Origin of the sequence: Agrilactobacillus fermenti, from assembly GCF_021030645.1 — a bacterium.
GTDB classification, from domain to species: domain Bacteria; phylum Bacillota; class Bacilli; order Lactobacillales; family Lactobacillaceae; genus Agrilactobacillus; species Agrilactobacillus fermenti.
Map to the genome: position 1 here is coordinate 1 of NZ_JACGCJ010000004.1, position 15,686 is coordinate 15,686.

General features: G+C 38.9%; 15 protein-coding genes. 3 read left to right on the top strand and 12 right to left on the bottom strand.

Annotated elements, in window-relative coordinates; all coding sequences use genetic code 11:
- Window positions 1–184: 184 nt before the first annotated feature.
- From yaaA to FHQ08_RS01870, 5 genes are read right to left on the bottom strand one after another with little or no spacing between them, the layout of a single operon-like run.
- The gene (gene yaaA, locus FHQ08_RS01850; protein ID WP_230912684.1) at window positions 185–937 is read right to left on the bottom strand and encodes a peroxide stress protein YaaA; all 753 of its coding nucleotides are present in this window, start codon (window positions 935–937) and stop codon (window positions 185–187) included.
- Window positions 938–949: 12 nt separating this feature from the next.
- The gene (locus tag FHQ08_RS01855; RefSeq protein WP_230912685.1) at window positions 950–3,547 is read right to left on the bottom strand and encodes a YfhO family protein; all 2,598 of its coding nucleotides are present in this window, start codon (window positions 3,545–3,547) and stop codon (window positions 950–952) included.
- A 16-nt stretch (window positions 3,548–3,563) separates the two neighbouring features.
- Window positions 3,564–4,475 (bottom strand): RluA family pseudouridine synthase, encoded by a 912-nt coding sequence (locus FHQ08_RS01860; RefSeq protein ID WP_230912686.1) that lies wholly within the window; start codon window positions 4,473–4,475, stop codon window positions 3,564–3,566.
- On the bottom strand, window positions 4,472–5,299 hold the full coding sequence (locus tag FHQ08_RS01865; protein WP_230912687.1) for an NAD kinase: 828 nt from the start codon (window positions 5,297–5,299) through the stop codon (window positions 4,472–4,474). Before FHQ08_RS01865 ends, FHQ08_RS01860 begins: the two co-directional genes overlap by 4 nt.
- A complete protein-coding gene (locus FHQ08_RS01870) occupies window positions 5,268–5,999 on the bottom strand; it encodes a GTP pyrophosphokinase (RefSeq protein WP_230912688.1) in 732 nt (243 codons plus the stop codon). Before FHQ08_RS01870 ends, FHQ08_RS01865 begins: the two co-directional genes overlap by 32 nt.
- 144 nt (window positions 6,000–6,143) lie before the next feature.
- Between FHQ08_RS01870 and FHQ08_RS01875 the strand changes: the two genes are divergently transcribed.
- The gene (locus FHQ08_RS01875; protein ID WP_230912689.1) at window positions 6,144–6,737 is read left to right on the top strand and encodes a CYTH domain-containing protein; all 594 of its coding nucleotides are present in this window, start codon (window positions 6,144–6,146) and stop codon (window positions 6,735–6,737) included.
- A gap of 141 nt (window positions 6,738–6,878) precedes the next feature.
- Window positions 6,879–7,523, top strand: coding sequence for a DsbA family protein (locus FHQ08_RS01880; protein ID WP_230912690.1), 645 nt, complete (start codon window positions 6,879–6,881; stop codon window positions 7,521–7,523).
- Between the two features lie 157 nt (window positions 7,524–7,680).
- Here the strand turns inward: FHQ08_RS01880 and FHQ08_RS01885 are convergent, their stop codons facing one another.
- The 4 genes from FHQ08_RS01885 to FHQ08_RS01900 all read right to left on the bottom strand — a co-directional run bounded on the left by FHQ08_RS01885 (window position 7,681) and on the right by FHQ08_RS01900 (window position 11,337).
- Window positions 7,681–8,778, bottom strand: coding sequence for a competence protein CoiA (locus FHQ08_RS01885; RefSeq protein WP_230912691.1), 1,098 nt, complete (start codon window positions 8,776–8,778; stop codon window positions 7,681–7,683).
- Window positions 8,779–8,889: 111 nt separating this feature from the next.
- A complete protein-coding gene (locus tag FHQ08_RS01890; RefSeq protein WP_230912692.1) occupies window positions 8,890–9,615 on the bottom strand; it encodes an adaptor protein MecA in 726 nt (241 codons plus the stop codon).
- A gap of 261 nt (window positions 9,616–9,876) precedes the next feature.
- The gene (gene spxA, locus FHQ08_RS01895; RefSeq protein WP_230912693.1) at window positions 9,877–10,278 is read right to left on the bottom strand and encodes a transcriptional regulator SpxA; all 402 of its coding nucleotides are present in this window, start codon (window positions 10,276–10,278) and stop codon (window positions 9,877–9,879) included.
- A 315-nt stretch (window positions 10,279–10,593) separates the two neighbouring features.
- Window positions 10,594–11,337 carry an MBL fold metallo-hydrolase gene (locus tag FHQ08_RS01900; protein WP_230912694.1) on the bottom strand — a complete coding sequence of 248 codons (744 nt, stop codon included), beginning with the start codon at window positions 11,335–11,337 and terminating at the stop codon, window positions 10,594–10,596.
- A gap of 39 nt (window positions 11,338–11,376) precedes the next feature.
- Here FHQ08_RS01900 and FHQ08_RS01905 point away from each other — a divergent pair, with 39 nt between their 5' ends.
- The gene (locus FHQ08_RS01905; RefSeq protein WP_230912695.1) at window positions 11,377–11,865 is read left to right on the top strand and encodes a hypothetical protein; all 489 of its coding nucleotides are present in this window, start codon (window positions 11,377–11,379) and stop codon (window positions 11,863–11,865) included.
- Here the strand turns inward: FHQ08_RS01905 and FHQ08_RS01910 are convergent.
- From FHQ08_RS01910 to FHQ08_RS01920, 3 genes are read right to left on the bottom strand one after another with little or no spacing between them, the layout of a single operon-like run.
- Entirely contained in the window at window positions 11,850–12,734 is an 885-nt protein-coding gene (locus FHQ08_RS01910) for a DUF975 family protein (protein WP_230912696.1), read from the bottom strand. The genes FHQ08_RS01905 and FHQ08_RS01910 overlap by 16 nt on opposite strands.
- 19 nt (window positions 12,735–12,753) lie before the next feature.
- Window positions 12,754–14,793 (bottom strand): FtsX-like permease family protein, encoded by a 2,040-nt coding sequence (locus FHQ08_RS01915; protein WP_230912697.1) that lies wholly within the window; start codon window positions 14,791–14,793, stop codon window positions 12,754–12,756.
- Window positions 14,771–15,574 (bottom strand): ABC transporter ATP-binding protein, encoded by an 804-nt coding sequence (locus FHQ08_RS01920; protein WP_230912698.1) that lies wholly within the window; start codon window positions 15,572–15,574, stop codon window positions 14,771–14,773. The genes FHQ08_RS01915 and FHQ08_RS01920 overlap by 23 nt, the downstream gene beginning before the upstream one ends.
- Window positions 15,575–15,686: the final 112 nt, after the last annotated feature.

Consider the following 15,686-nt stretch of genomic DNA (forward strand, 5'->3'; position numbering starts at 1 on the left):
GTTTTGTCGCTTATAGAATAACATTGGAAGGCACTTCGTGCCTACATAAAAGCAAAAAATTCCTTGAGATCAGATCTCAAGGAATTTTTTACTTTAGGCTGTATAAAAAGACTTATGTCCCAGCCTCCACTTTTTATACAGGCTATTATCCTCAGCTTGATAAAGGACAACGGCCTTATAATCATCATTTAATTTTCGTGCCAGCAAACACAAAATTTGTCGTATTGGATTGTTCAGGACAAAATCGATAATTCGGTAAATCAATCGCTTTGATTGTATCAATCTGATTTATTTGATGTTCAGCTAAATAACGGACCATTTCACCGCGAGCGCGCTTTGCAAATGTAGCTCGCGTTTTGAATTGGCCATCAATATACTGTCCAAAGGTGATGGTAACAATCCGTGGGTGGCCTTGAGAAAAGGGTAGAATCAGTTTGGCATATTCTTGAGACGCCAAATTGACAATTGGTTCCTTGCCCTTAACTAATTCACGATAAACGTGATCACCCCAAAAATCATACAAATTTGGATGACCGGCAACTGACATTTTGGCCTGCATGTCCAACCGGTAGGGCGCAATCCCATCAAAGGGGCGCAGAAGACCATAAAAGGCTGACAGAATCCATAAATGCTGTTGTAAGTATGTCAAACCCGAAGTAGACAGAAGATCGGCGGCTAAAGATTGGTACTGTATCCCGGCATAACTTAAAATTGCTGGCGTCAATCTTTGTTTCAAGTCTAATTGAGCCAACTGGGTCACATTATACTGGGTTAGCCGATCGCTCGTTCGCCATAAACTTTGTAGTTCCTGATAAGACAACGTGCGCAGATGTTTCAAGATTTGCTCGGTTTTTTTTAAGAAGACCGGCTGACCTTGTACTGCAAAGTCATCTCGATTGACAACCATTTTCTTTGCTGGTGAAATAATAAGTTGCATAAGCTGACGCAGTTATGACCGCTTGCCACCCTTCCTAAGATTTAAATGCTTAAATCGGCTTTTGCTTTCAAAGCATAAACCGCCAAGGTAAATACTCATACTCACAAAACTTAGCCAGCCCCCCAATCTTAAACCTGGTACTTCATATCTTAAAGTAATGTGGTGCTGGCCCGGCGTTACCTTAAGTGCACTCAAATTACCAACGACCCGTTTTATTTTTTTGCTTTGACCATCGACTTTAGCTTGCCATCCAGGATCAAAAGGTAGGCTTAACAGTAAATAAGGCTTGCGTGCATCAGTCGTAAACGTTCCGGTAAAAAAATCACCGCGCCAATTAGGCTTGATCTGATAGGGTCTTTGATTAATTTGCATAATTGCTTGATCAAAGGCAACTTGATCCAATGTCGCCATATAACGCTGTGGCTGTTTTAATTTAGTGCGTGTCTCGATCGACAACGTAACGGGTGCTTTAGCCGTGAAATAGCCAAGTGACATAACCGCAGCACTATCTACTTTGATTCGTGTTTTATGTTTCTTACCATTCACTTGAATCGTTGCTTTTTGAATATTCACATTTGGCAAGGCAGCATAAAGCTGACCCGTCTTTTTAGGTTTGAGTACCAGCCGATATAGGCGCCTTTTCCCGATTGCTGTAACTTGTTGAGACACTAAAGTCGGTGCCCGATAAAATTGAGCTGGTGATCCGGAAATTGCCTGGAACAGCCGTTGTTGATTGGCTAGTGCCTGATGTGACCGTAAATGAAAATGTCGCAGTGCCGCGGTGGCACCAAAACCAAATGGCAAGACATCGTTGCGCTCAAATAAATTGTAATCGTCTTTTGTCATCGTTAATTGATAACGCACGCTAAACAAACTATTGGTCAGTTCCGTCGCACCAAAAGAATTAATACGGCGTGCGTTCTTGCTATAATAGCCCAATCGTTTTAACATTCTTCGCGTATGATCATTAATAGTAGAACTATAATAATCGAGGCCTCGACTATTGAAGAGCAATAGATCGTTGTAGTTATAATAAGGCTCGCGGTACGCGGCATTGATTAGTGAATTTTTATTGGCAACACGGTAAAAATCACTGGTCTGGTGGTGTGCCTTATAAAACCATTGGTGTTCAATTTGATAATTTTGCTGATAAATGCCCTCATTCCCGGTTTTAGCACCAGTGAAACTCCCATAAAAGTTAACAAGCAACTCGCCACATAAAACCAACATCAATGCCATATTAAAACGACGTGACATCTGACGGTATTTAATCAAAATCAACAATATTAAACTGATGATCAGCAAGTCTAGCAGCCAATAACGCCACCCAACATATAATTGAGGATAAGTCTTTTTTGCGCTTAGAAGTGGTTGCCGCCACCAAGCAGCTAAATAGCCGAGGCTAATAAAACTACCCATGAGCCCAGCAGCCCAATAATATAGTTTAGGACAACTATGATATCGATTTTGCCAAGCTTCATAGGCACACAAAATCAATATAAAACTAAAGAAATAAGTATTTCGATAAGGAAAGCCTTTGGGTTCTTGCATCATATGCCAAATTGTATTTAAACTGCGGAGCCACATACTTAACGCTAATGTCAGCAATAATCCGCCCAGTCTGATGCGGTGTTGACGCTCGATTTGCTTGTTCAAAAAGAAAAGTATCGCAAAAAATGTAATGGTCAAGCCAATATAAATCGTTGGCGTATGTGCCAACCGACCCCGATAGTTTGAGCCGACAACACCTGTTTGGACAAAAGCTTCCAGCCCAAACTTAGGTAACGGTAAAAATGTCTGTTTTGAAAAATCAGACTTACCTGTTTGTAACATCCCTAACAAAGTCGGCAATAATAGCATAGCACTACTTAGGCCACTCAATATTAATGTTTCAAAAAACTTCAAAGTTAAACGCCATTTTGTTTTCAACGTTGTTACTAATTTAGTTTGACGGTGATTATCTTCTAAGACCAAATATAGATAAAATAAAACAGCAAATAGGCAGGACATATACCCCAGGTAAAAATTTGTTAAAATAGTTGCTAAAATCGTCCAATAAAATAATGCGGATTTATTTTGATGGACCAATCGTTGGATGCCGCAAGCAATCAGCGGTAACAGAATTAAAGCATCCAGCCACATAACTGTGTAGAAATAATTAGCCACAAAGCCACAGCAAGCAAACGCCGTGGTGAAAAAGAGATTGGTCATATAATGATTGTGATAAGTTTTACTTAAATAAAAGGCCATTGCCACACCGATTGCCCCAATTTTAAGCATAATAATCCAAGAGACCGCCAAAGGTAGTGCCGCCGCTGGAAAAAGCAGAATCACCAAATTAAATGGACTAATCAAGTAATAGGCCATTAGGGGAAAATAATTGTCCCCTAACGATAAATTAAAAGCATAAAAAGACCAGTCATGGGTCAATAGTCGTTGTCGTAAATCTGTTAGGAACGGCACATATTGCGTCCCCATATCACTGATCAATAAATTACGCTGCCCAAATGGTGTTATTTGACGACACATGAAAAAGATAGCCACAAGCAAAAATGGTATTAAAAAAGCACCAAGATAATAATAGACCTGGTGTTTTTTGACTTGATGCATATTGCCCCCTACTTTCTTAAACCATTTGATTTTTAGACCAGCCCCGCTGGTACAATAATTGTTGTATATCCGCTGGCAAGGGTGCTTGGAAAGTTAACAGTTCTGAAGTAAAGGGGTGCTTAAAGCATAACTTCCATGCATGCAATGCTTGTCGATGTAATTGTTGATTTTCTGGATTATATAACGGATCCCCAATAAGCGGATGTCCTAACCACTGCATATGCACTCGAATCTGATGGGTTCGTCCCGTCAGCAATTTTAACTGCACCAAACTCATATCTGGAAACTCGGCCAATACCCGATATTTGGTCTGTGCAGGCCGCCCGTCAATACCGACACTACGCTTCATGGCATAAGGTGCCGTCCGCTTAATTGGCTGATCGATCAGGCCCTGGGGTTTTGCTAAATGCCCTACGACTAATGCCAAATAGTATTTCTGCATCGCTTGTTGATGCAATTGTTTAGCCATAACTGAATGGGCAAAGCTATGTTTAGCAAATAGCATCAAACCGCTGGTATCTTGATCTAGTCGAGAAACAACGTGGATCGCCAAACTTTCATGGGCACGCCGTACCAAATGACCTTTGACCCGATTGGCAACAGAATCATAAAAAGACGACCGCGATGGAATCGAAGGCAAGCCAGCCGGTTTATTGACGACTAAAAAATGCGGATCTTCAAAAATAATATCTAGCGGCCGATGGACTGGTACTAAGTGCTTCGCATCTTTTTCTGGAGGCAGCGTGACAGTGATATGATCTTTAGGCTTGATCGGATAATCCGTATTGCGCCGGTGGTGGTTGACATAAATCGCCCCACCGTTGAATTTTGTTTTGGCGATAATGCTTTTAGATAGCCCTTGATGCTCTAAAAATTTTTCTAATGACTTACGTGGAAAATCATCAGGAACATACCAAGAAAAATTCATGATAGTTCCTCATGACTATTGGCACCAATAAAGGCCTCTTCTACCCGATCCCAAAAGTGCATATGCCGATAGCGGGCAAAGTGGATGCGTTCTTTAGCAATACGATATTCTAACTTTTCAATAGGCCGGTGGTTCAGGGTCAACTGGTCTACAGTTAATACATAATCATCAGCGGGACTTGGCTTAAATACGATATTCTCATCAGAAGCGACAACTACTGGTGCAGACAAGGTTCGATAAACTCGGTTATTAATCGAAGCAATCTCAGTGATTTGTAATGCTTCTAAACGCGGATGTAAGACCGCGCCGCCTAAAGACTTGCTATAAGCCGTAGACCCCGTTGGTGTTGAAACACATAGCCCATCACCGCGAAAACTTTCAAAAAAGCTGTCTTGAATATATACATTAGCCCTAAGCGTACTGCCTAGCCGTTTGATCGTAGATTCATTTAAACATAAGAAATGTGCTTGTTCCCGGCTATTTTTGTATGTGGTGGTCACATCAAGCAATGGATAAGCGACACTTTGACCAGAATCCACTTTGAGAGCATCGATCAAATGGTCTAATTCGTAATCACGCCAATCCGTATAAAAGCCCAAGTGTCCTGTATGGACACCAACAAAGCGAACATGATCTAGCTGTGCCGCATAGCGGTGAAAAGCTGACAGTAAAGTACCATCGCCACCTACCGTGATCACAATATCTGGATGACGATTATCGAAGCGAAAACCTGATTTCTGCAAGCCTGAACGTAAATAATTCACTGCCTTCAACGTGTTGGGTTTGCGATTATTATGAATCGCTATCTTTAGTTTCGGACCCATTTTGTTCTACCTCTTTTTTGATTCGATCGATATTATCTCTAATTTGTGTGGGTACTTGATCTTGGTTGATGGGTTGGTTGGGGACTTTACCATATGAGAAAAATCGTTGGGCCTCTTGAATTTCCTCACGAATGGCTGACATTTCTTGATCTAATTGGAAAGCGGCTTCAGCAGCTTTTTGCAGACGCTGCTGGATTTCACTAGGGAATTCCCCTTGGTATTTATAATTGAGTGAATGTTCAATGGTTGCCCAAAAGTTCATACTTAACGTACGTACTTGCACCTCGGCCAAGATTTTTTTCTCCCCATCACTCAATTGAACGGGATACTCAATAATAATATGGTAAGAGCGATATCCACTGGGTTTTTTATTCGTGATATAATCGCGTTCCTCAACGATTTCCATATCTTTACGTTGCCGTAAGATTTCAACAACTTGATAAATATCCTCAACAAATTGGCACATAATTCTTAAACCAGCAATATCTTGCATATCAGCTTCCAACAAATCCGGTTCGATCACTCGACGCTGCATTTTCTCTTGAATGCTAGCTACCGGTTTAACTCGGCCGGTCACAAATTCAATTGGTGTATGCTCCCCTCGTTGTTGAAACTCTTTGCGCATACCGCGGAATTTGATTTTCAACTCGGATACAGCTTGTTCATAAGGTAATAAAAATGTGTCCCAGTTCATTGTCATTATTCAACCTTCTATTCTTACGATGTTGCCATGGTATACAGAAATCATAACGATTACCATTTTAACATATTTATATTTATTGTACTGCAAAGCAAATCGTGGTAATTTCCCATTGCTTTGTGCTATAGTGCTGTTGGTGATAATGTGACTCAAGCAATCGAGATAGAATTTAAAAACCTATTAACAGAAAAAGAGTTTCAAGAGATATTAAAACAATATTCATTTACAGCACCTTTTGTGCAGACGAATTATTATTTTGACACTTCAGCTAAGCTGCTGCAACAAAAAAGTATCGGCTTGCGGATTCGACTTTTCCAGACAACTGCTGAACAAACTTTGAAGCTATCGACCACTAAGGCCGAGCATCAATTAACTGAAATAACAGACCCACTGACGCTAACCCAAGCTCAAGCATTAGTCCAACAAAATCAAATTTATTTGCATGGTGCCACTGCTAATCAATTAACCAGATTAAAAGTTAAAATTAGTGACTTACAAATTATTGGTTTAGCAAAAACAGAACGGTATTTAGCAACATTACCGGCTGGTTTATTGACTTTAGATCGTACCACCTATGCAGATCACGCCCAAGACTACGAGTGTGAGCTAGAGATCCAGAACGTAGCCAAAGCCTACCAAAATAAGCACTTTTTCTTAAATTTATTAGCCCAAAATGACATTCCTAATAGAGCGGTAACTAATAAAGTCGTCCGTGCGGTTCAACATTTTAAAAGTTAAGTAAATTTAAACTTGTTTTCAAGGCAGATTAGTTGAAATTACAAATATTTTTGGTAAAGTTATTATGAAAATAACATATAAATTTTTTTAATAATAATTCGTCTTTCATTGGTAAATACGTCACGATATGGGGGAGACAATGTGTTAGAACTCTTTTTGTTCGTCAATCCAATAGGCTGTCAATGTTTAAATGCCGAGAACATCCTTTTAAAACTTGTTTCAGAGTTTGACTCTGAAATTAAGTATAAATTTATTCCGGTGGTTTCACTACCTGTCATCGGTAAATATATGTCCCTAAAGCATTTCGATCCTACTAATCTTCAATTACGTAATCAACTGACTAATTGGGCTTATTCGGCGTCCTTGGATTATAAAGCAGCCAGCTTTCAAGGCAATCGTAAAAGCCGAAACTTCTTAATTGCCTTACAAACTTTGATCAATGATGAAGGTCGATCTTACAATAAAGAAACGATTACCACCGCATTGAAATCAGCAGACCTTGATATTGCACTTTTTCGAGAAGATCGGCAAGATTCATTAATCCAAGAACTATACCGCGAAGATGAACATTTCATTAGCGAAATGAAAGTTGTGGATGCGCCAACTGCTGTCATTTATAATTACTGCAGTGAGCAACAAGATACTGGCGTTCTAATTGAGAACTGTGATTCTTACGATTTACTGCATCATGTCTTCGACCGTATGCTTAACTTAGATGCTGATCAAAGTATCATTGAGCCTGAAACACAGAACGTACACACTTTAAATTTCCACACGTTGCCTTGATTAAGCTCCAAGCTTATTTCAAGTACACGCTTAAAGAACAAATATTCCTTAATTAATGGGTGGCTGAAAGCAAGGTATTAGTTTTGTTTGAGCCACGCTATTTTTTTGCGCCGAATTTTATTTAATTACGGCTTAATTAAGCAACAATCTCAAGGGACTATATTTTAACTTCAATGGGCCAAGAAAAAAATTGGATTTGATCATGCTTAATTTTTAGATTACCCTGGACTTGTAAGCGCCTCAAAAATTGTGCTAATACTTTTCTTGGCCAATAAGCTTTAAATTCGCGATTAATCCAATAGTCTCCTAATCGGCTGTTTATAAACGCCTGCAGCGCAGTAAGTGTTTGATGTGGCTGTTGTTCTAATAAAAGTAGTAGTTCAAAATTCAACAAGGCTAAACGCTTTGTTGTAAGTGGCGGTAAAGGCTGTGCTTCAAAACAAACAAATGGTATGGCATCTATTCGGTGTCCTTGACGGTAGGCTTGCAATTGTAGCTGGTGTATTTCCTGATTGCCTTGGTAAAGCTGCCGTTGGATATACCGTCTTTTTTGCTCAAAGCTCAGGGGATCATGAATTGTCGTTTGTTTACACGCCGATAATTTTTTTTGTGGCCGTCCTAGTAGATAAAGTAAGCCAATTTGTAAGGGCCATTGTGTTTTCTCATAAATAATTTGACGGCGTAAATCAAATTGGCGGATATGATGTATCAGCTGTAATGCCTGATTTTTTGGTTCCAAATAAAGTAAATAAAATCCCCAATCCGGACGATAACGCAACATGGCTAAATGTATTTGCCGCAGTCGATTTTTAAGCCGATAATTGGGCCCCAAGATCCAATGAACTTTGATTTGTTGATTGGTATAAGATTGAGAGCGCGCTAATATTTCTTGCTGGCCAATCAGTGCACATTGCCACTCTAACGCAATTTGTTGCTGCTGATACGTCAAATAAATATCTGCTCGCCGCGTTTTGGTTTCAGTACGGACCTCTAACATATTAGGTATGTGCAAACAATCCAAAGCGGTTGACAAAACTTGCTTGCCTTGAATATGGATGGCACTTTCACCGCGTTGATGGCTTGTTTGATTGATATGAACAAAATGCGGCCGTGTTTGTTTTGTAGCTTTTTTCAGCCGCAGCTGACCCCCACATTCAGGACAATAGTAACGCTGCTGTATTCGTGATAACTCTAAAAACTGTCTTTGATCCATTAAATACACCAATTCATTCTGCTCAGTTAACGCATAATTCATATAACACCGTCTCCTCTAATTCATAAATTACGCAAAAAAGTCTGAGAACAAAAAGCAAATTTTGTTCTCAGACTTTAAATTTAACTCTAATGAGCAACGTACCTAGTTAAACTAGCCAAAATAATGATTGATTTGTGACAGTGCATTTTCAGACATTAATAAATGCCCATATTCTGACAGGACTTCAGGCGTTACCTTGGTACGGTTGCCATATTCAAAGGCAACTGCAACAGCATCTGACAAATTAATATCCTCTAAATCAGCCGTGTAAACGATCAAATCTAGATAGTATTTATTTTGATAAGAATATAAATTACTTTTAGCATGACCAAGCTGCAAAGCATCTGCCGCAGAAATAACATCTTCAAAATCACTAAATTCGAGTAGAATCTCTTCAAACTCAGGTTCTGGTTTTGCTGTAAAACCATTCAATGGCTTTTTATTTTTACTTTTAACATCGTTAAAGTGGCTGACTGTACTTCTTGGACCATTTGTGTTGTCACTTTGTTGTAGTTGTTTCTTAATGTAATCTGAAACTTCTTCATCGTCAGATAGATCATCTTCCATTGCAAAATCGTCAGTATCCTCTGACCCTTCAGGCGACCCTTTGCTAATTAACAGTTCAAGGCCCTTTTTGTTTGGCATCACTTGGAATGTAACGGCGTCATTGGATGTAAAAGTGTGGTCTTTATCTACCTCTTCCAAAATACTATAGAAAAAGCTTTCGATTTGTTTATGGTTCCCTAATAAATCGAGGACAGTAATACCACGATCTTCTAAATCTTGATTACCGAGGATCACACGGATAGTATTCTCATTAATTCGTTCCATTTCCATTTAACCGCACCTCGTTTCTAGAAATGTGCATACTTAGAGATATCTCTTCTCATGAGTAATATTACACCATCATATTAAAAAAAGCGAACAACATCAACAGCATTTTTGACATTGACCAAGATAAGTTAACACTAATCTAACATAAATGCAACTAATCCCCGTCTGATACAGTGTCTAGCAATATCGATGCATTCAAAATATAAAAAGACTGGTGGCAAAACGCTCGGTCGTCCATCAGTCTGCTTGAAACAATATTCAATTTTATAATCCAGCAGATAACTGTGCTTGTTGTAGTTCTAAAGCTCTAACTTTACGAGGTAAGAAACGGCGAATTTCATCTTCATTGTACCCAACTTGAAGGCGTTTATCATCCATAATAATTGGTCTTCTCAATAACCCAGGGTTTTTTTGAACCAAATCAAACAATTCATCCATGGATAAATCATCAAGAGAAATACCTAATTCCTGAAAGATCTTTGAACGGGTAGAGATAATCTCTTCCGTACCGTTTTCCGTCATTCGTAAGATACGTTTGATTTCATTCTTATTTAGGGGATCTGAGAAAATATTGCGTTCTGTAAATGGAATGTCATGTTCTTTTAGCCAAGCACGCGCTTTCCGGCAAGAAGTGCAACTTGGTGAAGTATACAAAGTAACTGTCATAAAATATCTCCCCTTTAAGAACAAATGCAATTTGCTCCCTATAGATTACAATTAATATTATAATATAGTGGAATTGGTCTGACCACCAAATTCCGAGAAGAATCTTTATTAAAATTAAAATTTTTAATAGACACTAATAGCTGTTTTTGTAAATTTTTTAGATAATAATAGATACCTATCACATGCTGAAAAGCCTTTCAGAAACTAAATTGACTTTTATACGCTGTTAAATATCTTTAAAAGAAAAACAATTCACAATTAAAATAAATGATTTAGTTTTGCATAACAGTTGATATTATAAGCATTCAGCTAAAATTAGACCAATTTTATGGTTAAGCCTTCATGGGCCAAATGAATCTTTACACTTGGGGCAACTTTTTCTGCTTCTGACACCAAATCTTCCAAATTAGACACTTGAGGTAAATGCGTCAATAGTAATTGAGCCACACCAGCCTGCTCAGCAAGTGTACCTGACTGTGTGCTAGTCATATGCCATATTTTACCAGTTTTATTCGCAAAAAAATTAGTATCCGTCATCAACAAATCACTATCACGGGCAAAATCGACTAATGTGTCCATGTAAGCCGTATCCGATGTAAAGGTAAGTACCTTGCCCGTTTGTTTTTCTACGATACGCATCGCAAATGCTGGCACAGGATGTTTCGTCGGTGTAAAAGTAATGCTAAAAGGGCCTAGATCTAAAATCTGCTCAGGGTCATAGGCTACGCCCTGTGTGAAACCTGGCATCGTTAGCGCCGCAAAACTTAGCGTTTCTTTAGTATGACCGTAAATTGGTAAAACTTTCTCTCGATGTGCCCCTGGTGCAAGCTGCCAATAATATTGCAGTACACCCACATCGGCTGTATGATCGTGGTGATAGTGAGATAATAGCACGGCATTCAATTGCAATGGGTCTAAGTATTTTTGTAGTGCTAATAAAACCCCACTGCCTGCTTCCAGCAGTAAGTTAAAGCCATCTTCAGACTGCAGCAAATAGCCGCTTGTGCCATGGCCTTGATATGGATAGCCGCCGTAATAACCTAAAACTGTCAATTTCATTATAATCACCCTTAATTAAATTTTTTGGAGGTTTTATTTATGACACAACTCTATCTTACGCTTGGTTCCAAATCTGTGTTACAAGAGATTCAAAAAAATAATCCCAGACGTCCACTTAAACTCTATCACCCTGATAGTATGGGAGAAAAAGATAATCTACTTTTAGAAGTAACCGGCCGATCTTCCGTATTCAAACAACCAGCACAATACGATTTGATTGCCGGTGACGCCTTTGCATCACTGCGCAATTTCTTACATTTGTTTTATTTCACCTTTAATGATGACGAAAACGATCATTATCGTAATCGTTTAATCAAAGTTGTGACTCAACTCGCGCAACAAGATCAGGTTGCCCTTTTAGGTATCCAAAAAGATATCCGTAAAAAATTTCTCCTGTTAACAAGTTGGCCAAATGCGCAACAATACCAGCTTTTTCAACAAAGTCCACTATTTGATCAAATCAAGGACTTAGCTGACCAAAGTGCCAATGATTGGAGTTTTTATGAAATCAGCTATTCCTTAGAATGATCTTGGTCATTATCATCTTCAGCTGCTTCATCGTGATCTTTTTGCAGCCGCTGAATTCTAGCTAAAGTCTCTGCTTGGTCAGCTTGTACCTGAGCTAACTTAGCCATAAACTCGTGTTTGATCGACACATAAAAAATAAAAATAGCCATTTGGCGATAGGGTATTAGCCATAGAAATGTCACTGGAAAGAAGAGGTACCAGCCGATAAAAGATAGTTGTAATTTTAGTAAGTCAAGCCAGTGGTGGTGCATGAACAACAAAGTTGCCGACAAAATTCGTGCTCTCGAATTTTGTCCATTCTCAAAAACAAGGTAAGCAGCAATTTGGAAAAAACCATTGAGCCATAACCATAAAATTCCAGCAAGGACTAGCAATAAGATCAAACCAGTTAAATGCCAAACATCAAAATGCGCAATGATGGTTTCAATCCGAGTCAGCAATTTAACAGAACTCATTCCGTAGTTGATTTGCAACATGTCTAGTAGGCTTAAAGAGCCGATAAATGGTATAAAAATCAGCCAAGTCCGTAACATTAACAAAACAGATTCAATAAAATTCAAAATAACGAAACGTTTATAATATAACGGCGATAGGCCAATGAATAACATGGAGAAGCGAAACGGTTGTTCTGCAAAAACAGAGTTGGGATAATAATATTGGCCATATTTAAATGAAAATAGTAAAAAATAATTTAAAAGCATAAATAATAACGTTTCAATAAATGAATTTTGACCTAGTCCACTACTTAATAAAGACCCCAGTAACTGAACTAGCAAAAAGCTCGTAACTAGTAGCCAGATAGGCTGAAACCAGCGACCCTTTAATGCTTTTCTAGCTTGTAACTTAATATTGCGTATCGAAAATTGCATGCGAAACCTCTTTCTATTCTTAATTTGAAACCATTCGAACAAATAGATAATTTGTTATCAAATAAATCACGCTATAAATCAAGGTGACCAGAGCCAAAATACCATACATCAATAACTGATTAGGATTGTTTACAAAAGTTTTTATAAAATTCGTAACAAAACTAGCTTCTACAATAGCAAAACCATACAACAGTCCAAAGATGACTGTATGTGTCACGTACACTCCACGACGCAAATCAGCAGTGGGCACACCAATTTTCTCTAAAGTCATAAAATCTGTGCGTAAAGTTTCAGCAACTATTAAACGTTTCAGCATGATGATTTGTGCCATAGCAACTACAAAGACTAAACTAACAAAGACACCGACAAAAATATAAACCCCAACTAGGATTCGATTACTCATTGAAGTTTCTTGTCGTGAGTATATTTGTGTGCGATAAAAAGTTTGCGCCGTAGTCGACTTGGTCTCATAAATCTGGCCCGTTCGCTCATCCGTGCGATACCGCTGTTTTTGATTCAACTGACGTAATTCGAGTAGCTGTTCATTAGTCAACGCTTGATGCAGGTGAAAGCCATAATATGTTTCTGCATTGTGCGTTTTGATTGCTTGATAATCTCGATTGGTCAGAATAATTGCGCTTTGAAATGCCAAACTATTATTTAAAGGGAATTGACGTGAAACTTGACTTACTTCACGTTTAAAACTGGGATGACTGCCTAATTTAACATTTGGCCGATGTTGCGTCTGCTGAAATTGGGAATGCTTTAATAATCCAGTCTGAGGAATAATCAAACGCACTTGTCCCGGTGCTAAATTTAATTTGCTGTAGCCCCGGCGACCAAACCGCTGATTGGCCCGCTGAATCTGATGAAACGTATGCGTCGATAATAACATTGTCGGTCCAGCGCCACTGACAGAAGCACCATTGACGACGCTATCCAATTGGTAACTTGCTGTGATCAATTTTGTAGGTAACGGCGGCGTTTCATCATAGGTAAGGTTATTTTTTTGCAGAAACTTTTGGATTGCGGGTCTTTTTTCCGCTGTGCTAATAATACTGAAATTTGCCTCATCATCTGTAGCCGCATAAATATACCGGGAAAAGAGTGACCCCGTCGTTAATAACGAAAATGAGATGCCTAAGAAAATACTGATACCAAACATAGCATTATGGTTATTGATGAACCAATGTTTTAGCTCAGCCAGCCAAAAAGGTTTCAGTCCTTTAAAGTATAACCCCGGTCGTAGACTAACAAGATCAATCAACGTTGGCAAGGTGACTGCAAACAATAACCATAGGCTAATAATCCAAAACACCAATAAACCAAGATCTAATAACATCAAGTCAACTTTTCGTCCCAAAATTTCAGCGACAAAACCTTGATGCTGATAAATATTACTACTGATCCAAGCCACGATCCCAAGTAAAAATAAATCTATCGTGCCAACAAATAAACGCAAAATTAAAGGTAATTTTAAGTCATTTTTTTGGGCTAGGCCTTGGGTTAATTTAACCGTATCCCAGCGCCTGATCTTTATCCCATTAAAAAATGCCAGCAATAACTGGATCAGAACTGTCCATACAATGGTAATCAGTAGTGATTGCCAATCAAAGTAAAAGCCAATTTGAGTGGATAAACCACAAATTTTTAACAAGATCATGGCCAATAATTTGTAGAAAAGTAGGCCAGTTAAGATGCCAATACTCGTGGCAATCAATTGACTAATTAAAATTTCACCATTGATCAAAATTAATATTTTGAGCCGTCGCAAACCTAAGAGCTCTAATAACCCCAAGGTATGTAATTTATGTCGCATAAATAGCCGATTCCAGTAGATCGAAAAAGCAATCAACAGTAATACTGAAATTGTTGAAAAAGCACGAAATACACTATCAGGATAATAAAAATAGGGTTTAAAGCGATCTGTTAAAGTGGGGTCAGCTGCCATCAGTAAAAAATCACTCGAAGCCATCGTACTCAAGGCTGTGATTACGATGAAAATACTATGGATCATAGGATTTTGACGCACACTTTTAATTCCGAGCTTGCCGAGCATTCATGCGCCCTCCTCCCCCGATTGTTGCTTGCATATCAATAATTTGATCAAAGAATGTCTGGCGATCACTACTGCGAATCAGCTCTGCAAACAGTGACCCATCCTTAATAAACAAGATACGTTTACAAAAACTAGCTGTAAAGGCATCATGCGTGACCATGATAATCGTCGTTGGTGTTGATATGTGCGCCGTATCGGATATCTGTCCCTGGTTAATGCGTTGTAAATGTTGTAAAAAGTCAGTGGCGGCCCGCGAATCCAAACTACCCGTTGGTTCATCAGCAAATAAAATAGCTGGTTCGGTGACTAAAGCACGTGCCGCCGCAATACGTTGCCGTTGACCGACTGATAATTCCAATGGATAATACGTCAATAATTCTTGTAAACCCAGAATTTGACTAACCGCTTGAACATGTTGCTTGATTTGTGCAGGCGGTTGATGATTTAATGACAGCGGCAAGGCGATATTTTCTTTGACCGTCAAAGCGTCCACAAGATTGAAGTCTTGGAAAATAAAGCCTAATTTTTCACGCCGAAATTGGGCTAACTGTTTCCCTTTTAATTTTCTTAGATCCTGACCTAGTAATGTCACCCTGCCACTAGTAGGCCGATCAATCGTAGAAATCACATTCAGCAAGGTGCTCTTCCCTGCACCTGAAGGGCCCATGATACCGACAAACTCACCTGCCTGTACTTCTAACGAAAAATCATTTAATGCCTTTGTTAGACTTAAACGGTGGCCAAATACTTTTATCAAGTGTTGTGCGTTTAAAATACCCATGGTCGTCCTCCATATGCTTTCTATCTTACCAGATATCCCTAACGGACTATACCGTCTCGAGTCGGAATTTATGTGGTTGTAATCCTTAAATCGAATCGGTAATATTGATAAG